A 20,557-nucleotide genomic window follows, 5' to 3' on the forward strand; every position below is an offset into this window, starting at 1 on the left:
GTAGACGAGCTTGCGATCCAGGCGGGTGATCGTGGTCGTGGCCGAATTCGGCATCAGGAACCGCGACACGGTGCCGGTGCCCTTGATCGTGGCTTCTTCGCGCCGCATGTTGGCGCGTGTCGAGGTGGTGCTCGTGCTCTCGAACGGAAAGAAGCCAGCAATGCCTTCGCTGGAAACGACGGAGACCTGAACCGCGGTGGGCAGCGCTTGCGAGAGGTCTGCTGCGGCCGGCGCGGGGGTGGTGCCTGCGGAACCCGGCGCCTGAGGGGCGACGGCCGCCGGGGTCGACCCCGGCAACGGCAGGCTGCCGCACCCCGCGAGTGCGATGGCTACCGACACCGTGGCGCGCAAGCTCCAAGATCCTGACTGCATTCCCGCTCCTTCAGATGGTTCTCGATGAAGCGGAAGTGTCCCAGCCTTGCCGGCGTACCGCCACCCCCGGCTGCCCGAGCATGCGCCAACCTTGCGCCTGGCTCGCGAGGGGCTCGCCGTCGAGCAATGGCCTTCGGGCCTTTTTTCCGAGGCGATGCGGCGCGCCTCTGCTGGTGACTGCTTTCAACGCAATTGAAAGCTCGCTCTCGACCCAAAGGCGAAGTTCAGATGGCTGATCTCGGTGCCGAATTGCAGTCGTTCAGTATATTGGTGGACGGCTAAAACTGTTAAGCGCGAGCGTCAACCAGATCGGCCGAGATACGACGTCCTTTCGATTGAAACCACGATCCTGACGCCTGCCTCGCCTATAGCCCGGCGCGCTGGCCTATCTCAAATCACCATCAAGATATCGCGATTGGTTTGATTGCGCGTACCCCGCCAGGCGGATGGTCATAGCCCGAACGGACTAGTGATTCCCGATTGGCAAGGTCGAATTCCTGAGTTGTCTTTGTTAGGCTTGCTTTGTGCATTGGGGGGAGCCATTGCGCCTTGTTGGCGGCTTGCCAGCTCACACGGAAACTGAGGGTTCATCCGTATATTGCGACTCAGAAAGTCACGCGATGCCGGAGGCAAGCAGAGATGATTCCACCTCTCGGAATCAATCTCCGATGCGCTCGCAGGGCGGGGCGCGGCAATCTAGGCTCCTTGCGGATATTTGGCACAACGAGGGAACAGGTGAATGGCATCGACGATCAGAACGGCGCGTGGCATGGGCGTGTCGATCTTGCTGCTCGCCGCAGCTTTTCTTCAGGCTTGCGGTGGTGGCGGTGGCGGAGGGAGTTCCGCACCTGAAGCCACGCTGACCGTGGCGCGAAGCAGCCTTGTTTTCGATGCCGAGCAAGGTGACGAGATTGCGCCGCAAACCATCCAGGGGTCGCTGACGGGCGTTCAGTCCCCGGTGACGGTGTTCATCGAGTACACCGATCGAGGCATCGGCACATCGGTTTTCACGAGTACCGGGGCGACAACTGGCACGCTCATCGTGACGCCCAAGTTCCCGGCCTGGTTGGCCCCCGGCGTCTACAACGACACCATCACCGTGCGCGCCTGCTACGACGCCTCCTGCAGTCGCCAAACGGCTGGCAGCCCGCGACAGGTCAGCGTGAGCTACACCGTCAGACGGGCAGCGCCAGCGCCTGTCCTCGAAGCGTCGGAGCGTGGCGTCGCCCTGGTGGCGGTGCCGGGTGGGCAGCGCTTGTCCCACAGCGTCACCATCGCTGAAGCCAGTGGTACTTCCACTGGGTGGTCGGCCAGCAGCGATGCCGCGTGGCTGAGCGTCACGCCTTCGGGTTCCATCGGCGCAGCGTTGCTGCTTTCCGCCGACCCCGCCACCCTGGCGGAAGGGGCTCACTTTGCGACGGTGACGGTGCGCTCCAACGGCGGTGCCACCGTGAGAGACGAGACCGTGCGTGTGGGCTTTTACAAGAGCAGCACTGCGCCGGCCGCCAGGCTTGCCGACCCTCTTGAGGCTTACGTAGGCGCGCAACTGGTTTCGGACCCCGTGCGGCCGATCATGTACAGCGTGGTCGGGGGCACCATTGCAGCTCAGCACTTCTACACCGGTGCTCGCGTGGGCACGATCACCTTGCCCTCGGTTGCCGTGACCGCGCTCGCCATCAGCGACGACGGTCGCACGCTGTATGCGTTGAACGGCGGTGGCTCCGACGCCGGCATCACGCTCATCGATCTCGATTCGTTCCAGGTGAGTGGCCGACTCCCCCCGTCGAACGAACTGCTCATCAGAGACGCATCGCGCATGGCCTTCGCGCGGGTGGCAGGGCAGCCCGTGCTGGTGTTGAACCAGGGGAGTCACCCAACCGGGTTCACCCGGTTCACCCCCATCGTCAACGCCGTCAGCGGTGCCCAGGTCGGCACGGTGACGGGCTTCAACGGCTGGTCGTACACCCAATTCGAGGCCGCTCGCGGCGGTGTCATCTACTCGGCGGATATGGGCATCACCGGGGGCGGTTTGAGAACCACGCGCATCCAGCTTCGCGCCAACTCACACCGCGTCTACGACTTGGTCGCGCAGACACCGCCTGAGAGTGTCTCGACCTCATTGCTGGATTTCGCCGCCCATCCCGACGGCAGCAAAGTGATCCACAGCTACTACAACGGGATCGACTTCAAGCAGGCGGTCTTCAACGGCACCGGCCTGGCGTGGTCGGACAGCGGTCCACCCAACGTCGCAGGGTCTTCGAGCGATGTCGAGTTCCTGGCCGATGGCCGCTATGTCACGGTGTCTGGCAACACCCTGCGTTTGTACGGGCTCGACAACACGGAGCAGTTCCAATGGGTCGGCCCGGCGTTCGGGACGTCGCCGTTCGGCGGCTATGCGGGAACCATCCGGATCTCAAGCGATGGCCTGTGGCTGCTCGGCAACGGCGTGTTCGTCGAGCTGCCGCGGTAAGCGGCGCCGCATCATCACGCCCTTCTCCGGCCGCATTGCATCCGGCGGCAGATCATCCGGCTGCGCGCGCCTTGAAAGCCATCAAGGCGCATAGCGCACCGCCTGCTCACCCCGGCAAAACCCATACAGCTGTTGCAATAATCGAGTGAGGGCGTTGCTGTTGCCAAGAACTCGAATACTGACCTGGGAGGATCTCTTGAATATAAATCGCCTTCGCGTGGCAGGCTTGCGTTTGCTAGCTGAGTTCGTAGCCTTTGCCTCCATAGCCTCGTTCACCGCGTGCAGTGGCGGAGCCGGCGGGGATGCCACCGGTCCCACAGTTCCACCTCTGCCGCCGCCACCGCCGCCACCACCGGCCTTTACTGTGCAAAGCACTGACCCGGTTGACGCTGCCACCGCAGCGAGCCGCAGTGCCGTATTTGCAGCCACGCTGAGTAGCGCAGCGTCAGCGCCCACCGTATCAGCAAGCTCAGTGACATTAAGGGGCCCCGAGGGCAACGTCATTCCAGCAAACGTCGCGCTGTCCGGTACCCGCATAACGCTAACCCCTCAAGCTGGCGCGTTGCCAGGAGACACAACCTACACGGTCAGTTTTGCGTCTGCGATCGAGAGTGCCGCCGGGCAGGCGCTTACTGGCACCTTGACCAAAACTTTTTCGACACCGTCCCAGGCGTGGAGTGCAACCGTTACCGACGTGGCGAATACGCCGCCCGACCTGAACAGCGGAAGCCAGCCAGCGATGGCGTACGACAACTCTGGGGGCCTACTGGTGGCGTGGAGTGTGGCCGAGCCGACAGCAAACACGTTGTACGCCGCGCGGCTTAACACCAGGACTGGCGCCTGGAGTGCAACAACCATCATCGAAACAATCTCAAACGGCGCGATAGCCGCGCCGCGCCTGACCTGTGGCTCTTTGGGTGATTGCTATTTGGCATGGACCCATTGGCAAAGCGGCAACTACCGCACCGCCCAGATCGCGCGATTCGATGGTTCGACCTTGGCGTGGGGGGCGCCCAGTTCGCCACCGTTGGCCGCTTCCAGCTGGGACGTCATTTCAGCGACCCCGGTGTTCGACAGTGCCGGTAATCTGACGCTGCTGGCCACGACCAGTGCCCAGATCATGGCGGTGCGTCTGAATACCGCCGCGCAGACTTGGGGCCTGCAGAACACGTACACGCTCAGCGCGTCATCGCTGGGGGTTCGCGCAGCAATGGACCCCGTGGGCAACATCTCCGCAGTCTGGGTTCGCGACGGCGCGTCGACGCGGTGGGTCTACGGGAACTACTACAACGCCAGTACCGGTGTTTGGTCTGCGGAGCAACCGATCGACGACCGGCTCAACACGCCGATGATGGGTTCGCTCTGGCTGACATTGGATGGCATGAACGCCGCCACTGTGGTCTTCGCGCGGGGGGGATTCATTTCCGAGATCAACGCCTCTCGACTGGATCCAGCTACCGGCCTCTGGGGCCCCTCCACGAAGATCAGCAACATCGACCCCAACATAAACACTGCTTATAGTCCGAATGTCGTAGGGGATGCCGCTGGCTACGTCACAGCCGTTTGGGATCAGATCGGCGTTCTCTGGTCATCGAGGTTCTCGCCCGTCTCGGGTCAATGGTCGACACCCATTGCGATGTCGACAACGTTCGGCATCACAGGCGGTCCAAGCGGCACCTTTTTGGCCACGGATATCGCTGGCAACGTCACCGCAACGTGGTCCTCGCGCTTCGGTGCGGCTGCTTGTCGCATGCTGGTGAACGACGGGGTTTGGGGGCCAGTGACGAACATCAGCGTGCCAACGATAGGGTCGGTCGTCTTCTCGTCCGACGTGATGCAAACGACGTCGAGCGCCGAGGGTGATGTGGCGACCGCCTGGTATCAGCGCAACGACGCGAACGGCGCGCAGCTATACAAGCTTGAGCTGAACGTGTTGCGTTAGCTTGTTACCTACCTCAGAAAGTACGCTCGAAACCTAGCCCGCGTTCCGAACGCGTCCCTCAGGCGTGGGGGGTACAGCCAAGAGCCTATCCGCGCTCTCGTCATAGGAGACAGGCAAACGGCCGCAGAGCTGTCGCTCGCGAGGGTCGGCTGATGGCCGAGAGCGTGAGCACGCGGCCACGCCAGGAAGCAGCCCGTCAGCACGATTGCTGACTGGCCTCCGATGCGTCAGCTATCGACCGGGTATACCGCGGCCTCAGTCAGATCTCAGTCTGCTCGGAGATTTCCAAGGCGTCGTCCATCTCGATGCCAAGGTACCGGACGGTTGACTCCAGCTTGGAGTGCCCGAGCAACAGCTGTACGGCTCGCAAGTTCTTCGTGCATCGGTAGATCAGCGTCGCCTTGGTTCGGCGCATGGAATGCGTTCCGTAGTCTGCAAGATCGAGCCCGAGTTCTTCGGCCCACTCCTCAAGGATCCGGGCGTACTGCCGCGTCCCAAGATGCGGTGAACCGTGAATCCGGCTCGGGAACACAAAGTCCTCGGACTTCAGCCCTGCCTGCTTGATCCACTTGAGCAATGCTTCGCGAGTCGCCTGTGTGATCTCGAACTGAACCGGCCGCTGTGTCTTGTGCTGCATCACCACGGCGCGGGAAGCAACTTGGTCACCGTGGCAGATGTCCCGGACCTTGAGGCTGACGAGGTCACACCCGCGCAGCTTGCTGTCGATGCCCAGGTGAACAGGGCAAGTTCGCGCGTTCGACTTTCCATTTGCAACCGCACCCGAAGTGCCCAAATGTCTTTGACCTTGAACGGGGCCTTTTGACCGACGATCTTGCCCTTGTTCCATGGCTCGCGATGAATCGCGTTCGCTACTGATTCCATGATGGTCTCCTGTCGAGTTGAGGGCCAACAAGGATGCGCCGCAGCCCAGTCGAAGCAAATGCCGTGGCCAGTCACAGTGCCTGGCTCAACGCTGATGAAGATCAGCTCATGGGTCGAGGCCCGAACTCACAGTCTCGGCCATCAGCGGGTTTTCACGATTTCTCGCTTTTGCAACGCGCCAATTGTTCGGGTACCCAATCCGAAACAGCGGTCAGAACGCCGGCGCGGTTCACGAGGTACTCAAGCAAGAGCCTCACCTTCCATCTAGACGGCGTCACAAGAAACAGACCTTTGCCCCCGTCTCTCATGTCAAACGTCGAGACCCCACGAGGCCGGCTGCGAGCGGCGCGCTATGCACCTTGAGGTCAGACCACCGCTCATCCTTAGGGGTAGCTCTTGTGAATGCTCGTGCAAGAATATGTGCTTGCCTTGGCCCACCTGTTTTTGATGCCATCTGCAGATGGCGCACACCATGACCAAATCTGTTCACTGGCACCCCGTCTGTCGCATCGCTTGCGGGCTGGGCAGTTCTATCGCGATGGTGTTGACCGGCTGCGGAGGTGGAGGGTCAGGAGGTGCGGACGCCAACAGCGCGCCGCCTTCAACGAACACACCGCCGATCACCGCACCGCCCACCGTACCTACGTTACCCGACCTGTTGGGAGCGGGCACGGTCACACAGGACTACTACGGAGGCCGAACCTTGTTGCTGTTTGATCCGTCGGCACCCAATCCTCCGAGGTTGTCGGTGGCGCTGTCACCCAATGACAGCTACCGAAAACAGCTGACAAGAGGCTTCGACGCCGCCTCGAACACGCTGACCTACCTGGGCGAGCAGGTCGTCTATTACACGACGGACTACAAGTTGTTCAAGATCAGTCTGCGCAAGACCGATACGACCGAATCAATCCAGGTTTCGTCCCTCAACAACATTTGCCGCATTCGCAACATCTGGGATTCTGCTTTGGGCCAAGATGCCATGATTGAAGTCGAGGTGGCTCCGGCCGTTTCAATGTGCAACGGCTACGTTCCCGGCCGTGCGCTCATCCCCGCCAACACGCCGGCATCGGTGATGACGGCGAGTCTGCCCTCCGCATATGCCGTCTTGCAGCAACTCCCTGACCTGAGTTCACCGCAGGCTCAGTTGTTCGTGGTCAGAGATACCAACACGAAGCTTTGGCTATACGACGTCACTCAGGGGCGGCTCATCGAAATCATTGGAGGTGATGGGGCTTACAGCTACTTTTCCGGGACTACCCCGCTGCGCACGCCCTCGTCCACTCATGTTTTCGTCAATGGCGAACTGCGTGAGCTCACCTGGTCGACCACTGCCGCCACGTTGCGACCGAGCATCTACCGGGTGGTCGGGCCGGGCAGCCTGGCTCTGATCCCCGTTGATGCCCGGACCCATGTGCTGGTGGATGGCTTGACCATCAAGCGCGTGATCAACGGCACGGTCTCGGTGGCGATGGTCACCCTGGACGGCGCCAAAGGCAATGTGGTGCAGGCCAAGGCCGTCACACCCACGCACGTCATCCTTGAGCAGTCGAGCAGCACCAACTCGCTGCTGGCGCCCTCGCTCTACAGCGTGAACAAGCAAGACCTTCGCCTGCAGGCCTTGGGCACCACTGCCGGAAGTGGTGCGGCAACGCTGGGATATCGAGAGAACACAGTGTTCTACAAAGCCAACGGTTTGATTCGACGCGTCAATGTGGACGGCAGCGATGATCGATTGATTGCGGGCAGCCTGGCTTCCCACACACGCTCTTTTTACTCACGCACGGTTTCAGCCTACAGCACGCCGGTCCTCGAGGGCGTGTTGTGGTGTGAGCGTGCTGCCAGCGACACGACCTGCGCCAACGGCAGGTTGAAGTGGCTGAACACGATCACCATGGGCACGACGGTGCTCGGGCAGTTTTCACACACCACCAGCTATTCCACATGGGAACCCCTCGCGGGCTACGACGGGACGTCATCCTCTTTTTCATCGATAGAGAGCCCCCTGACGCTGGTGTCCAGCGGAACGCCGACACAAACGGGTCTCACGGAAATGGAGCTTTTCGTTGCACAGCCCGGCGCCGCTAACTCGCTGCAACAAGTTAGGCCTGCACCTTAGGGCAGTAGATCCCGGCGCGCAGCTTCATCACCCGCTGAAAACATCAGCCCGACGCCGCAGTAAAGCCGCCGGAACTTCGAGATGCGCATGCGGGCGCGCGCCACCTCTCGTGTCAAGCGTTGAGCGACGGCTTTTGGCTCGCGCGGCAGCTGATCCCAATGCCCGCAAAGCGCCGGCAGCCCAGTTCGCAGGCGGCGGGAGATGACGTTCGGCCCCTGCGCCGTGGTCGCCTCGTGGTCCGCCCACAGCGCTGGGGACCAAGGGGGCGCGAACGAACTCCGCATAGCTCGCCAGGAGTTGTGCAGAGCGTCCTGAAGGGATCGGGCCGCGCAATTTCTGGTCAATTCGGCGTGAACTTGCTTGCGGCTCAAAGAACCCGCAGCACCTCAAACTGCTGTCGGATTAGAGCGACCTGTATCGACACCTCATCACCCTCGCATTTACCCAACATGGCCCTGCCCAAAGGGGCTTCGCCGCTGATGACCTGAACGAGCTCAGAGCCGCTGACCAACTTCATGCTGCCCCCATCCGGGCCAAGAAAGAGCTGTTGCTGCTTGTCGTCGGAATCGACCAGCCAGACCAGCGCGCCGAGCTGAATACCTTTGCTGGCGTCGTAGGGGCTCGGGCGGAATTGCCGCCAATTGGCCATCGCTTGGCGGATGGCTTCGGCGCGACGAGCTTGGCCGGTGGCCAGGTAGGCGGCTTCGAGTCCCAAGGTGTCGTATTTGTTTTCGGCGATGTTCTCTTCGTGAGTCGCCGCTTCATGGGCCGCCCGCACTGCCTGTTCGGCTTGCAGCAGGTCTTCGGCGAGCCGTTCCAGCACCTGCTGCCGCAGCACGAATTTATCCATGATGAAAGGTAGGCATCTCAAACAAACGGGGGTCAAGTCTTGATTGTGAAGGGCTCTACCAGCCTTCGACGCTTCTGTTGGCCGCAGGTCAACAGAAGCCATGGGTCGGGTTCCGCGGGTCGTCAGGGGCAGTAGGACTCATTCGCGGCCCGACGCGTCGGCTGCGCTACGCGAGTGACCGGTCAGGGAGGTGCAGCCGTCATCCGCCTTGTTGACGATCGTGCGACCGGTTTCCGCTCGGGCTGCCGTTCACCTGCCGACCCTGAGCGGCTGCAGACAGTCTGAAACCGGCTACCGCCCCGGCAACCCACCGCGCCGCCTTTCACTGTCCCCACACCACCCATCAAGCCACCTCCAGCCAACCTAGGGATGAGACCACGCCTTAGGGGGCGCAACCACGCGCATCAGAACCTAAGCTGATTCCAAGCCCGCGTGATGGTCGCCTGGGCTGGCTTGGCCCAAGGAGGTTCACCATGACACAACAATTCGACGCTTCTGCGAAAGCGATGCTCACCCGCGATGCCGAGGGCATCGTGCGCGACGTGTTGCACGTCGAGGAGCCGTTCCAGAGCAGCGCCGGCACCGCATTGCTGGCCGCACACGAATACCTGATCCAACACGGCGCGGTGCTGGGCATCGCACCGGCAGCGCTCGCCAACTTCAGCCTGGCGCCGGAGACAACGCCGCGCCCACTCGGTGTCGAGTACCGCTTCAGCCAGGAGAAGCCGCAGTTCGACATGAGCACGGTGGTGTTCGAGCAGACCTTCCTGGGCCTGCCGGTCTGGCAGGCGGCGGTGTCGGTGCACATGCAGGCCAAGCCCTTCGTCGTGGTCAGCGCGCAGTCGAGCCGCCACGCCGTGGTCGACGCCGCGATGCCCAGCGACAAGGCGCTGCAGCGCTCCGTCAAGCTCGACCCCAAGGCACTGGCCAAACAACTCGGCGCCGACGCCGACAAGCACTGCGATGCCTCGTCGCTCAGCGTGCTGGGACAGCGGCTCATGGTCTACCGCTACGAGGCCGCACAACGCAGCGCGCCCGACGACCACTCCAGCGCGGGCACGCCCCACGCCTCCACCGGCCAGGGGCCGGCCTCGCTGCACCCCGTGCTGCCGCTGCCACCACTGGGTGAGCAATTCCGTGAGGGCGAACACCGTGTGGTGATCGAAGTGACCTTCACCCTTGCCTGGAACGGCATCAAGGACCTGCCGTGGGTCGCGCTGGTCGACGTGGAGACGCTCGCGGTGTTGTACCTGCGCGCCTTCATCGACGGTGTGAACGGCCTCGTTTTCGTGGCCGACCCGATCACCGCCAATGGCGGCCCGCTGCCCGGCGCCACCACCGCCGAGCTGAATGCGCTGCGCACCACCGTGTCGCTCGACGACATCAACCCGCCTGTGGCCGGCACGGTGTCGCTCACCGGCTCGCAGGTGACGGTGATCAATGTGGAGGTGCCCAACACCGCGCCACCCACCCGGCCTGCGGGCTCGGCGTTCGACTATGCAGCGCGCACCGACAACTTTGCGGCCGTCAACGCCTACTACCACTGCAACCGCTTCTTCGATCTGGTGCAAGACCTGGGCTTTCACCTGCCCACCTACTTCACCGGCACGCTGTTCCCTTCGGTGGTCGACCACCGCGGGCACTATGGCAGCGCCAACGGCATCGAGATCAACGCGTACTGCATGGGCAACGGCAGCTACGGCATCGGGCGCACGGCCTTCATGCTGGCCGACCTGGGCGACACGGTGAACCCGATGGGCCTGTCGTGCGACTGGCGTGTGGTGCTGCACGAGTTGGGCGGCCACGGCATCTTGTACAACCACGTCAACTCGGCGAACTTCGGCTTTGCGCACAGCGCGGGCGACAGCTTCGCCGCCGTGCTCAACGACCCGCAGACCCAGGCGAGCGATCGCTTCCAGACATTCCCATGGGTCTACAGCATCATCAACCGCCGTCACGACCGCGACGTGACCGCCGGTTGGGCCTGGGGCGGCAGCTTCGACTTCGGCAGCTACTCGTCGGAGCAGATCCTGTGCACCACGCACTTTCGCCTGTACCGCTCGGTGGGCGGTGATTCGCCCGAGCTGGCCACGCGCACCTACGCGTCGCGCTACACGGCCTACCTGATGCTGCGCACCATCGGCTCGCTGACGCAGGCCACCAACCCCGCGACCGCGACGGCCTATGCGAGTGCGATGACCGCTGCCGAACGCGGCAACTGGGTCAGCGAAGACATGGTCGGTGGGGTCTACGGCAAGGTGGTTCGCTGGGCCTTCGAGAAGCAAGGGCTCTACCAGCCAGCGGGGGCGCCCACGCCGGTGAAAACCGAAGGTGCGCCGCCCGCGGTCGACCTGTACATCGACGACGGCCGCAACGGCGAATACGGCTATCAAGAGAAATTCTGGGAGACCACCGACATCTGGAACCGCAACGAACCCGATGGTTCGAAGGGCCACCAGACACCGCTCGTGTGCCGCCACAACCACGCCTACGTGCGGGTGAAGAACCGCGGCACCGAGGTGGCCAAGGGTGCACGTGTGCATGCCTGGCACTGCCGCCCGAGCGCGGGCCTGGTGTGGCCCGACGACTTCGAGCCGATGAGCACCGCCTCGCTGGCCGTGCCCGACCTGGCGCCCGGCGGCACGGTGGTCGTCGGCCCCTTCGAGTGGACGCCGGTGCATGCGGGCCACGAATGCATGTTCATGAGTGTCACGGCGCGCACCGACCGCGCCAACAACGATCCGCAGACCGGCCTCTCGTCAGCGGCCGGGCCCACACCGGCCTGGCGCCTGGTGCCGGCAGACAACAACATCGCCATGCGCTCGCTGATCCCGCTGCCGGGCGGGGGCGGCCGCTGCGCGCTGGAGGCGGCGTTCTGCAACCGCAAGTTCTGGGCACACAACCCCTTTGCCAAGACCGCCCGCATGGAAGTGCGTGCCGTGCTGCCGCCGCTGCTCGCCGCCGGCGGCTGGGCCATGCGCTTCAACAACCCGGGCGGCGGTGCGTTCACGCTCGGCCCGCGCGATGCCCGCGAGATCCGCCCGGTGCTGCTGAGCGGGCGCGACTTCAGCGCGGCCGAGCTGGCCGATGCGGGCGCCAAGACGATCAGCGTGCTCGTGCTCGCCGAAGGCATCGTGGTGGGCGGCCTGAGCTTCATGATCGACCCGTTGCTCCACGCACCGGCCGTGGAATACGCAGCGTGCCCCGACTGCCCACCGAGCGAGCCCGGGCCGGACGAGGGCTGCGATGACGACAAACCCAAGCCCGTGCCCAACAAGCCAGGCCCCAAGCCACGTTGCTGCTGCGAGCCCTGCATCGACGACCGCTGCTGCCCGCCGCCCTCGCCCTGCTGCGGCAAATGCCGCGAGCTGCCGTAACTCCGCTCGGGCTGAGCCTGTCGAAGCCGGCGCGCACCTCGGTGCAGGCACTTCGACAGGCTCAGTGCGAACGGATCTAAGGGTCAACACGACCCACACCGCTACCCCTCCTCACCCACCCGCCCGCACCACCTTCCACCCCTGCAACTGCAAGTGCGCCATCACGCGCTCGCAGTGGTCGCCCTGCAGCTCGATCACACCGTCTTTCACCGTGCCCCCGGTGCCGCAGTGGGTGCGCAGCTGCTTGCCGAAGGTCAGCAGCGCGGCGGCCTCCAGCGGCGCCCCGCGCACCAGGGTCACGGCCTTGCCGCCGCGGCCCTTGGTCTCGCGGCTGACGCGCACCTTGCCGTCGCCCGCGGCGGGTGTCGACAAGGCCTGTTTGCACACGCAGGCCGACACCGGCTGCCGGCACGCGGGGCACATGCGGCCCCCTTCGGTGGAATAAACGAGACCGCCTTGGCCCGAAGATTTGTTCATCGCAGCCTCAGCCCATGAAATGGCGAAACGCGTCGCCCAGCACCTCGGGCGCCGTCACCGCCACGAAGGCGATGCCGGCAAGTGCGCCCGACAGGTGTGCGTCGTGGTTGATGCGGCCCCGGCCCTGGCGTGACGCGTAGTAGCTGTAGGCCAGGTAGCCCACCGCGAACAAGGGCGCAGGGATGGGCACCGGGATCGGAAGAATGAACAGGCTGGCCGAGGGAAAGTAGAGGATCGACGCGAACAGCACCGCGAGGATCGCGCCCGACGCGCCCAGGCACTGGTAGGCCGGGTTGTCGCGGTGCCGGAAGAAGGTGCCCAGGTCGCTCACCAGCAAGCCGAAGAAGTAAAGCGCGACGAAGCCCGGCGTGCCCATCGCGCGCTCCAGCGAAAAACCGAACGCCCAGAAGGTGAAGGCGTTGAAGAGCAGGTGCGGCAGGTCGGCGTGAAGAAACGCGCTGGTGATCAGCGTGGGGTACTCGCGGCGCGGCAACAACCAGTGCGGCCGGAACAGGTTGCGGTCGAGCCAGCCCGGCGCCACGTAGAGGCCGACGAGGCTCGCGATCACCATCGCGGCAAGCAACAGCGTGGCGGCGGGTGAGGTGGTGACGAAGTGGGGGAGTTCTTGCACGTGGGGCAGTCGGTGGGTGATGGAGGCGGCTCAGCCGGCCCGGCTGCGCCGCGCGCGCACTGCCTGGGCCAGGCCCTGCAACACCGGCACCGTCTGCGCAAAGCCGATGCACGCATCGGTGATCGACACACCGCGCTTGAGCGGCACACCGGGTGTCAGGTCTTGCCGGCCTTCGTCGAGGTGGCTCTCGATCATCACGCCGGTGATGCGGCGCTCGCCTGCGGCGATCTGGGTCGCCACGTCGTGCGCCACCGTCACTTGCCGCTGGTGCTGCTTGCTGCTGTTGCCGTGTGACACGTCGATCATCACCTGCTCTCTCAGGCCGGCCGCGCGCAGCGCGTCGCAGCTTGCGGCCACGTGGGCGGCGTCGTAGTTGGGGGTCTTGCCGCCGCGCAGGATCACATGGCAGTCGTCGTTGCCACGCGTCTCGAAGATGGCGGCCACGCCCATCTTGGTCATGCCCATGAAGGCGTGCGGTGCCTGTGCGGCGAGCACCGCGTCGGCCGCCACCTTGATGCTGCCATCGGTGCCGTTCTTGAAACCCACCGGGCAACTCAGGCCCGAAGCGAGCTGGCGGTGGCTCTGGCTTTCAGTGGTGCGCGCGCCGATGGCGCCCCAGGCGATGAGGTCGGCAATGTACTGCGGGCTCAAGAGGTCGAGGAACTCGGTGCCGGTGGGCAGGCCGAGTGTGGTCAGCTCCAGCAGCAGGCGGCGTGCGCGCTCCAGGCCTTCGTTGATGGCGAAGCTGCCGTCGAGGTGCGGGTCGTTGATGTAGCCCTTCCAGCCGACTGTGGTGCGCGGCTTTTCGAAGTAGGCGCGCATCACGATCAACAACTCGCCTTGCAGCTCATCGGCCACGGCCTTGAGCTGCTGGCCGTAGTCGATCGCCTGGTCGTGGTCGTGGATGGAGCAGGGCCCCACGACCACGATCAAGCGGTCGTCTTGCCCGTGCAGCACGCGGGCGATGGCCTTGCGGCTGCTCTCTACCAACGCGAGTGTGTTGTCGCGCACCGGCACACGCTCTTGCAGCAGCGCGGGGGTGATGAGCGGGCGCACGGCGCCGATGCGCGTGTCGTCGATGCGGGTGGTGTCGAGCGTGCTGTCGCGCGCGCCGACTTCGCGGTCGTGCAGGGGGTCGTCGAGTGTGGGCATGCGAGGGGTCATCGTTGGGTGGGTGTTGACATGGGTCGGGTGCTCCAGGCGATGAGCGCCAGCAGCGCCACCTGGATCGGCAGGCGCAGCCACAGCGCCCAGATGGGCACCGGGAACAGCTCGGGCCGCTGCAGCATGTAGATGTGGGCTGGCGTGACGGCGAGTGTCAGCAAAAACAGGCCGATGCCGGCTGCGTGCCGCGTGGGCCGCCACAGCAAACCCAGCGCGCCGAGCAACTCGAACACGCCGCTCACCAGCACCGCCTCGCGCGGCCAGGGCACCCACGGCGGCACGATGCGCATTTCGATCTCGGTGGCCACGAAGTGAGCCATGCCGCCGATGAAGAACCACAGGAATACGAAGGCGATGCCGGCGATGCGGGCGCGCGAGAGGCGGGTCGGAGGGGATGGGGTGTCGGTCATCGCGCAGAGCCGCTTGTTCGTGGTGCGCAGTGTAGTGAGAGCGGCCCCAATGCCTGCCCCCGGCTCAGCGCTGCGCCGGGCGGCGTGACGCGGGGGCCGTCGTCGCGAGCTTGTCGACCAGGAAGTCGATCAACACCCGCACGCGCAGCGGCATTTGGCGGTTGGCCGGGTAGAGCAGCGAAAACGGCATCGTGGCGCCGGCGTATTCCTTCAGCACCTCTTTCAAGTGGCCTTGCGCGATGTCGTCTTGCACCGCGGCGCCGAAGGTTTGTGTGAGCCCTGCGCCGTGGCGGGCCAGCGTGGCCAGGCTCAACACGTCGTCGGTGCAGCGCACGACGGCGGGGGGCGTGATCTCGAACTCACGCCCGGTCTTGTCGCGAAACAACCAGGGCACCGGCAGCCCGGTGCTCGGCCTCGCGAACTGGATGCAGTCGTGGTTCTGCATCAAGGCCTCGGGCGTGCGCGGTGTGCCACGGCGGCGCAGGTATTGCGGCGTGGCCACCACCACCAGCGCGGTGTCTTCGAGATGGCGTGCCACCAGGCCCGAATCGGGTGGCGTGCGACCGCGCACCGCGAGGTCAAAACCATCGGCGGCGAAATCGATGTTGCGGTTGCTCACCTGCACCTCGAGCTCCACCTCGGGGTAGCGCCGCCGAAACTCCGGCAGCACCGGCAACACACGGTAGTGCCCATACGAGGTGGGCAGGCTGATGCGCACCGTGCCGGTGGCCACACGCTGCTCGCCGGTGAGCTCACGCTCGGCCTCGACCAGTTGGCCCAGCGCCTGGCGGCACTGTTCGTAGTAGCTGCGCCCGCTGTCGGTGAGGCGCACCTGTCGCGTGGTGCGCATGAAGAGCTGCACGCCCAGGCGCGCTTCGAGCCGCGCGATGGAGCGGCTCACCGCCGCCGGTGTGAGCCCAGCCGACGCGGCGGCGGCGGTGAAGCCCTGCAGCTCGGCCGTCAGGCAAAACAACTCCACGCTGCCGAGCATCAGCCCGCTGAATTGACGCGGCATTCCATCACTCCATGTAATCAGTGAAGTGAATGATGGCACCTTTATCGAAGTCGAGATTGGCAATAAGGTGCAGGCCTCGATCCACTCACTCCGAATGACCCTCATGAAGCTCTACTTCTCACCGGCGGCCTGCTCGCTCGTTCCCCACATCGTGCTGCGCGAAATCGGCACGCCCTTCACGCTGGAGAAGGTCGACACCGCCAAGCACCTGACACCGGCCGGCACCGACTACTACGCCATCAATCCCAAAGGCCAGGTGCCGCTGCTGCAGCTCGACGATGGGCAGCTGCTCAGCGAAGGCCCGGTCATCGTGCAGTACATCGCAGACCAGGCCCGCGCGACCACGCTGATGCCGGCGGCCGGCAGCACGGAGCGCTACCGTGTGATGGAGTGGCAGAACTACATCACCTCCGAGCTGCACAAGGGTTTTTCGCCGCTGTTCAACAGCGAGTTCGACGCCAAGGCCAAGGGCACGCTGCGCGCCCTGCTGCGCAAGAAATACGAATGGATCGACAGCCAGCTGGCAGGCCGCGACCACCTGACCGGCAATGTCTTCACGGCGGCCGACGCCTACCTTTTCGTGGTGACCGGCTGGGCCAAGTTTGTCGATCTGGATCTGACGGGCCTGCCGAATCTCGAGGCATTCTTGAAGCGTGTGAGCGCGCGGCCCGCCGTGCGCGAGGCCCTGAAGGCCGAGGGCCTGTTGGCATGAGTGCGGTGATGGGCGCCGAGTTCGAGGCCATTGCGGCCGTGCTGCAGGAGTATTTCGACGGCCTGCACCACAGCGACACGCAGCGCCTGCGCCGCGTGTTCCACCCGCGTGCGCTTTACGCCTGCGCGACCGACGGTACGCTGCTCGCGCTGGGCATGGACGAGTACTTTCCCATCGTCGATCAGCGTGCGTCACCCGCGAGCCGGGGTGACGCGCGCACCGACCGCATCATCGCCATCGAATTCGCCGGGCCGGTGACGGCGCTGGCGCGGGTGGAGTGCAGCATCCTGCCCAAGCGCTTCATCGATCTGCTGACACTGTTGAAGCTGGAGGGGCGCTGGCAGATCATTGCCAAGGTCTTCCACGACGAGGTGGACGCCGGCGACGCCACGGTGTGACTCGCAGTCGCTTCGGCCTCAGTGCCTGGCAGCACTCGGCGCAGAGCCAAATCGTCGCAACCCGCTCGCGCCGATCGGGCTGCGTGAGGCGGAAGCGCCGTTTCGTTGCAGCAGCAACTCGCCAGAAATGACGATGTCGGGGCGGCCATCGCGATTCACATCCCCCACGGCCATGGCGTTGGGGTTGAAGCTTCCGTAAGGCGCACGGAACAGATCTTCGGGAGCCAGCGTGCCGTCGCCCCGCTGCAGATAGACCCCGATGTGCGTCCAGCCCACATGCGAGACGACGACGTCGTCTCGCCCATCACCGTCGACATCTGCAACGCGCACCGCCATGGGCGAGTCATAGGTGCTGATCGGCGTCATCGCGCCGAGGCTGCCAGTGGGGGATTGGTAGTACACACCGATCGAGGTCGGCGAGTTGCCACCGGTGGTCACGACGACATCCTTGCGTCCGTCCCCGTTCAGGTCACCCACGGCAACAGCCGAGGCGCCCCAGGTGCTGTTCGCCGCCAAGTAGGTGGCTGCGGCGTAGCTGCCGTCAGCGTTCTGACGGAGTACGGCCACATGCTGACCAGCTTGACTTCCCGAGACAACGGCGATCAGATCCGGCCGGCCATCTCCGGTCACGTCACCGATTTCGATGTCTTTCGTGAACCCGGCATCAAAGGTCGGCGTGGCGTGCAATGTCAGAACACCCGAGCCGCTCTGAAGCCACACGTTGACGTTGCCGTCTGCGCCGCCCGTGCCAACCAGGTCGAGCCTGCCGTCTGCGTTCAGGTCGGCCATGCGCAGGCGTTGGGTGGCGGCACGGTTGAGCAGCTGTGCGGGCACCAGTTGCCCGCCGGAGGTCTGGCGAAACACCTGCGCCCCACAGCCTTGCCCGCCGACCACCACATCGTTGCGGCCGTCACCGTTGACGTCGCCGATGACCACGGCGTCCAGCCAGCAGCCGAGCGAAACATCTACCCGCACAGGCGCGGCCAGGCTGCCATCGGCACGCCCCGGCAGGACGAAAAGCGAGAACTGATTGGCTGGGTCGGTGGCGATGCCTGACGTCAGCACCACGTCGTTGATCCCGTCGCTGTTGACGTCTCCGATGGCCATGGCGTCGGTTGTCACCGCAGGTGCCAGTGGCACGCCGGGCGCGAACCGCCCTTGATCCGTCTGGAAGCGCAGCCTGAACTCCGGCTGTACCGCGTTGCCCCGCTCGTCGGCGACGCTGGATGTCACACCCGCTTCGTAGGTCTGCCCGCGTTGCAACGACGTCCGCGGGGTCAACGTGACGGTGCTGCCGTCCACGGTCACGGTGGTGGCCGCGGGGATGCCTTGACTGATCAACTGAACGGAGTAGTCGTTGACACTGTTTGCCAGGAGCGGTTCGCTGAACCGAATGACGATGGGTTGGGTGGGCCCGACACCTTGAGCGCCTTCGGCCGGGGTGGTGCTCAGCACGCGGGGCCCGGTGGCATCGATGTCGAATTGCCAGGTGCGTTCTGCTGCGAGGGCATTGCCGAGCAAGTCCCGGGCGCTGGTGCTGATTCGGGCAGTGAAGCGCCCGCTGGACCAGGGGTCTGTGGGCACGAAGCGCGCGGTCGCCCCATTGAGTTGCACGCTCCCTGGCACGGCGCGACCGCCGCTGTCGGTGACGCTGAACGTCGCGCCTGACACGGTCTGGCCATCCATGTCTTCACTGAACACCGCACTCACGATGACATTTGGTCCCTCTGTGGCGGTGCCCGCCGGTGTCGTGGACAAAATCGTCGGCGGGGTGTACTCGCTCTTGAGTCCACCCACGGCATAACCCACGAGATCGCGCCGGATGACCTCGGTGTTGCTGCCGTTTCGGACGGTCGTCGTGCGGCGAACCAGGCCGATGTCTTGCGCGAACCATTCGTCGCCGGTGATCTCGATCGTGACGCGTTGGCCGCTTCTGCTGAGGGTCACGACCTCGTTGATGCTGGTGCGCTGGTGCACCGTGTCCGCAAAGTTGCCGGCTGCTGTGTTGATGGTTTCGAGACCCAAGATGGTGACCGTGGACCGAACCGTCACGGGGTCACTGAGGCCGTCTGAATCGAAATCGAGTCCGCTCGGAATCGTCGTGTTGACTTGCACGAACGAGCTGCCGATGCGCACCGGGTAGCGCAGCAACTCGAGCCTGCCGAAGTGCTGCGTGAAGGGGTCCGAATTCGCCGTGGCAATCTCGAACACCCCTGAGGGCAAGGGAAGAATGAGCGACTGGTACCGGCTGATGCCTGCTGCGTCGACCTCCCGCACCGTGAAACCGGTCTGGCCGTTCACCGACTGCTGGCCGGTCACGCGTGCCAGCGTGAGGGACGTGGTGCCGCTGTCCTGGTACAGCCAGAGGTCTCCGACTTGAAGCGGGAAGTAGCTCTGCGAGGGCAGTGGGGGGCCACCCAGCGTGTCGCCAGGGTTGGGGGCGGCGTTGTTGCCGCTGTCGCCGTCATCGCCGCCGCCGCAGGAAGCCAGGAGCGTGGACAGCATGGCGAGCACAAGCGCAGACGACAGCATCTGGCGCGCGGTCCTGGCGCTTCGAAACAACATCACGTGAAGCGGCTCGCGGCTCGGCGTGTCTGCGCGGCTGTGCATCATTCCCCCCAGCTTTCCCTGTTCTGAGGCGTCGAATTCTAGGGCGGGGGTGCGCGCAGGCGTTCCACCGAAGCGGGGGTTTCAAGCGGGCTACGTCGTCAGTGACTGATCATCCAGGGCCGCTTGCTCGGGAAGGCCTTGTTGCCGTTGGGTGCCGTGACCGTCGCGCCGCGTTTGGAGGTGGAGCAACAGCCGCAGCCCGACGGGTGTTTCAGGCGCGTGTAGTCACCTGAACGCTTGGGCTCGTGCCGCGCGCGCTCGTTGACGTCCATCGCGCGGCGGGTGCCGCCGTCCAGCAGCGCCAAACGAGGCGCCGTGGCGAACACACGTGGCGAGGGCACGCCGCAATCGGGGCAGCTGGCCGCTTCGTTGCGCGCGGCCAGGGTGCGGAATGCATCGAAGCCGCCGCAGTCGGGGCAGGCGTAGTCGTAGGTCGGCATGGTGGCTACACCAGATCGGGTGACAGCGGCATGCTCACCGAGCCGTCGAGAAACTTCGTCGGCCCGTTGGCATTCGGGTTGATGTCGAAGTCGAAGATCTGCGTCGGCAGCCACAGCGTGGCGCAGGCGTTTGGCACGTCGACCACGCCGCTGATGTGGCCTTGCACCGGGGCCGTGCCGAGGATGCTGTAAGCCTGTGCGCCGGAGTAGCCGAACTTCTTCAGGTATTCGATGGCGTTCAGGCAAGCCTGGCGGTAGGCGACATTCACGTCGAGGTAGTACTGCTTGCCCGCTTCGTCGACCGAGATGCCCTCGAAGATGATGTAGTCGTTGTAGTGCGGCGTGATCGGGCTGGGCTTGAAGATCGGGTTCTTGATGCCGTACTTGGCCATGCCGCCCTTGATCAGGCTCACCTTCATGTGCACCCAGCCGGCCATCTCGATGGCGCCGCAGAAAGTGATCTCTCCGTCGCCCTGGCTGAAGTGCAGGTCGCCCACGCTCAGGCCGGCGCCGTCGACGTAGACCGGGAAGAAGACCTTGGAGCCGCGTGAAAGGTCCTTGATGTCGCAGTTGCCGCCGTGCTCGCGCGGCGGCACGGTGCGTGCGCCTTCGGCAGCGGCTTTCGCTTTCGCGTCACCGGTCAGCTTGCCCATGTGGGCGGTGCCGGGTGAGGGCGGGTTGGCCAAGCCGC

15 protein-coding genes and 2 pseudogenes are annotated in these 20,557 nt (G+C 64.8%); 6 read left to right on the plus strand and 11 right to left on the minus strand.

Annotation, left to right across the window (positions count from 1 at the left end):
• Positions 1-372, minus strand: a pseudogene (locus RMO40_RS15950) (hypothetical protein); the annotation flags it as partial.
• Positions 373-1,111: 739 nt separating this feature from the next.
• On the opposite strand from RMO40_RS15950, the gene RMO40_RS15955 reads away from it, so the two are divergent.
• Together RMO40_RS15955 and RMO40_RS15960 are read left to right on the plus strand one after the other, a co-directional pair.
• On the plus strand, positions 1,112-2,842 hold the full coding sequence (locus RMO40_RS15955) for a hypothetical protein (protein WP_309723490.1): 1,731 nt from the start codon (positions 1,112-1,114) through the stop codon (positions 2,840-2,842).
• 364 nt (positions 2,843-3,206) lie between these two features.
• A complete protein-coding gene (locus tag RMO40_RS15960; protein ID WP_309723491.1) occupies positions 3,207-4,784 on the plus strand; it encodes an Ig-like domain-containing protein in 1,578 nt (525 codons plus the stop codon).
• A gap of 259 nt (positions 4,785-5,043) precedes the next feature.
• Here the strand turns inward: RMO40_RS15960 and RMO40_RS15965 are convergent.
• Positions 5,044-5,666: pseudogene (locus RMO40_RS15965) on the minus strand (tyrosine-type recombinase/integrase).
• 703 nt (positions 5,667-6,369) lie between these two features.
• Between RMO40_RS15965 and RMO40_RS15970 the strand changes: the two are divergent.
• Positions 6,370-7,782, plus strand: coding sequence for a hypothetical protein (locus RMO40_RS15970; RefSeq protein ID WP_309723494.1), 1,413 nt, complete (start codon positions 6,370-6,372; stop codon positions 7,780-7,782).
• 367 nt (positions 7,783-8,149) lie between these two features.
• On the opposite strand, the gene RMO40_RS15975 is transcribed toward RMO40_RS15970, so the two are convergent.
• Positions 8,150-8,632, minus strand: coding sequence for a GreA/GreB family elongation factor (locus RMO40_RS15975; RefSeq protein WP_309723497.1), 483 nt, complete (start codon positions 8,630-8,632; stop codon positions 8,150-8,152).
• Between the two features lie 473 nt (positions 8,633-9,105).
• Between RMO40_RS15975 and RMO40_RS15980 the strand changes: the two genes are divergently transcribed.
• On the plus strand, positions 9,106-12,009 hold the full coding sequence (locus tag RMO40_RS15980; protein WP_309723501.1) for a hypothetical protein: 2,904 nt from the start codon (positions 9,106-9,108) through the stop codon (positions 12,007-12,009).
• Between the two features lie 111 nt (positions 12,010-12,120).
• On the opposite strand, the gene RMO40_RS15985 is transcribed toward RMO40_RS15980, so the two are convergent.
• From RMO40_RS15985 to RMO40_RS16005, 5 genes are all read right to left on the minus strand, one after another.
• A complete protein-coding gene (locus RMO40_RS15985; RefSeq protein ID WP_309723504.1) occupies positions 12,121-12,486 on the minus strand; it encodes a translation initiation factor Sui1 in 366 nt (121 codons plus the stop codon).
• Between the two features lie 7 nt (positions 12,487-12,493).
• Positions 12,494-13,117, minus strand: coding sequence for a rhomboid family intramembrane serine protease (locus RMO40_RS15990; RefSeq protein ID WP_309723506.1), 624 nt, complete (start codon positions 13,115-13,117; stop codon positions 12,494-12,496).
• A 30-nt stretch (positions 13,118-13,147) separates the two neighbouring features.
• Positions 13,148-14,269: a 3-deoxy-7-phosphoheptulonate synthase gene (locus RMO40_RS15995; protein WP_309723509.1), complete on the minus strand. Its 1,122-nt coding sequence runs from the start codon at positions 14,267-14,269 to the stop codon at positions 13,148-13,150.
• Between the two features lie 8 nt (positions 14,270-14,277).
• Positions 14,278-14,691: a DoxX-related protein gene (locus tag RMO40_RS16000; protein WP_309723512.1), complete on the minus strand. Its 414-nt coding sequence runs from the start codon at positions 14,689-14,691 to the stop codon at positions 14,278-14,280.
• 64 nt (positions 14,692-14,755) lie between these two features.
• Positions 14,756-15,706, minus strand: a complete 951-nt coding sequence (locus tag RMO40_RS16005) for a LysR family transcriptional regulator (protein WP_309723515.1) — start codon at positions 15,704-15,706, stop codon at positions 14,756-14,758.
• 103 nt (positions 15,707-15,809) lie between these two features.
• Here RMO40_RS16005 and gstA point away from each other — a divergent pair, with 103 nt between their 5' ends.
• Both gstA and RMO40_RS16015 read left to right on the plus strand, forming a co-directional pair.
• Entirely contained in the window at positions 15,810-16,418 is a 609-nt protein-coding gene (gene gstA, locus RMO40_RS16010) for a glutathione transferase GstA (protein ID WP_309723518.1), read from the plus strand.
• Complete coding sequence (locus RMO40_RS16015; RefSeq protein WP_309723521.1) at positions 16,415-16,816, plus strand: nuclear transport factor 2 family protein; 402 nt, start codon at positions 16,415-16,417, stop codon at positions 16,814-16,816. The genes gstA and RMO40_RS16015 overlap by 4 nt, the downstream gene beginning before the upstream one ends.
• Positions 16,817-16,834: 18 nt before the next feature.
• On the opposite strand, the gene RMO40_RS16020 is transcribed toward RMO40_RS16015, so the two are convergent.
• The 3 genes from RMO40_RS16020 to RMO40_RS16030 form a co-directional block, all read right to left on the minus strand.
• Positions 16,835-19,429: an FG-GAP-like repeat-containing protein gene (locus tag RMO40_RS16020; protein WP_309723524.1), complete on the minus strand. Its 2,595-nt coding sequence runs from the start codon at positions 19,427-19,429 to the stop codon at positions 16,835-16,837.
• A gap of 95 nt (positions 19,430-19,524) precedes the next feature.
• Positions 19,525-19,866 carry a zinc ribbon domain-containing protein gene (locus RMO40_RS16025; protein ID WP_309723527.1) on the minus strand — a complete coding sequence of 114 codons (342 nt, stop codon included), beginning with the start codon at positions 19,864-19,866 and terminating at the stop codon, positions 19,525-19,527.
• Positions 19,867-19,871: 5 nt separating this feature from the next.
• Positions 19,872-20,557, minus strand: a 686-nt coding sequence (locus RMO40_RS16030) for an acetamidase/formamidase family protein (protein ID WP_309723530.1), incomplete at its 5' end; no start/stop codon positions are given.

This window comes from Rhizobacter sp. (assembly GCF_031412075.1).
In the GTDB taxonomy this organism is placed as follows: Bacteria; Pseudomonadota; Gammaproteobacteria; order Burkholderiales; family Burkholderiaceae_C; genus Rhizobacter.

Coding starts and splice junctions, on each gene's coding strand:
- RMO40_RS15955 (WP_309723490.1), top strand. CDS start 1,112: ATGGCATCGACGATCAGAACGGCGCGTGGCATGGGCGTGTCGATCTTG.
- RMO40_RS15975 (WP_309723497.1), bottom strand. CDS start 8,632: ATGGATAAATTCGTGCTGCGGCAGCAGGTGCTGGAACGGCTCGCCGAA.
- RMO40_RS15980 (WP_309723501.1), top strand. CDS start 9,106: ATGACACAACAATTCGACGCTTCTGCGAAAGCGATGCTCACCCGCGAT.
- RMO40_RS15985 (WP_309723504.1), bottom strand. CDS start 12,486: ATGAACAAATCTTCGGGCCAAGGCGGTCTCGTTTATTCCACCGAAGGG.
- RMO40_RS15995 (WP_309723509.1), bottom strand. CDS start 14,269: ATGCCCACACTCGACGACCCCCTGCACGACCGCGAAGTCGGCGCGCGC.
- RMO40_RS16000 (WP_309723512.1), bottom strand. CDS start 14,691: ATGACCGACACCCCATCCCCTCCGACCCGCCTCTCGCGCGCCCGCATC.
- RMO40_RS16005 (WP_309723515.1), bottom strand. CDS start 15,706: ATGCCGCGTCAATTCAGCGGGCTGATGCTCGGCAGCGTGGAGTTGTTT.
- gstA (WP_309723518.1), top strand. CDS start 15,810: ATGAAGCTCTACTTCTCACCGGCGGCCTGCTCGCTCGTTCCCCACATC.
- RMO40_RS16015 (WP_309723521.1), top strand. CDS start 16,415: ATGAGTGCGGTGATGGGCGCCGAGTTCGAGGCCATTGCGGCCGTGCTG.
- RMO40_RS16020 (WP_309723524.1), bottom strand. CDS start 19,429: ATGATGCACAGCCGCGCAGACACGCCGAGCCGCGAGCCGCTTCACGTG.
- RMO40_RS16025 (WP_309723527.1), bottom strand. CDS start 19,866: ATGCCGACCTACGACTACGCCTGCCCCGACTGCGGCGGCTTCGATGCA.